The sequence below is a fragment of the Streptomyces deserti genome, assembly GCF_054782695.1.
This window is the reverse complement of record NZ_BAAGRZ010000134.1, coordinates 1-569: the sequence shown is the minus strand read 5'-3', so window position 1 is coordinate 569 and position 569 is coordinate 1. Positions and strand designations below refer to the sequence as shown.

Here is a 569-nt window from a genome sequence, read left to right as displayed (position 1 = left end):
GTCGCCGCGACCGAGGCGGAAGTCGCCGGTGTGATTGCGCGGTTGGGTGAGCGGGTGTCGATCGCGGCGGTGAACGCGCCCGGGGCTGTGGTGATCTCGGGTGACGAGGACGCGGTTGCCGAGGCCGAGGCCGAGTTCGCTGGTCGTAGGACGTCACGTCTGCGGGTGAGTCATGCGTTCCACTCGGTGCGGATGGAGCCGATGCTGGAGGAGTTCGCCGCTGTCGCGCGTGAGGTGACGTACAACGTTCCGCGGGTTGCGTTGGTGTCGAACGTGTCCGGTGAGATGGCCGGTGAGGAGCTGCTGGATCCGTCGTACTGGGTGTCGCAGGTCCGGGCCGGGGTGCGGTTCGCACCGGGCGTCGAAGGGCTTGTCTCTTCGGGTGTGCGTCGGTTCCTGGAGGTCGGGCCGGACGCGGTGCTGGCGGCGATGACCCGGCAGTGTCTGCCGGAGGACGTCGAGGCGAAGTCGCTGGTGGCTGCGGCGGCGCGGCGGGATCATGACGAGGCCGAACAGTTCGTGACGATGCTCGCGCAGGCGCACGCCGCCGGTGTCGCAGTGGACTGGAG

General features: G+C 69.2%; 1 protein-coding gene. It reads left to right on the top strand.

Going from position 1 to position 569, the window contains the following annotated elements; translation table 11 throughout:
• Window positions 1-569 (top strand): acyltransferase domain-containing protein (locus ACYVMZ_RS39430; protein ID WP_461088149.1); only part of this gene is annotated, 569 nt, incomplete at both ends.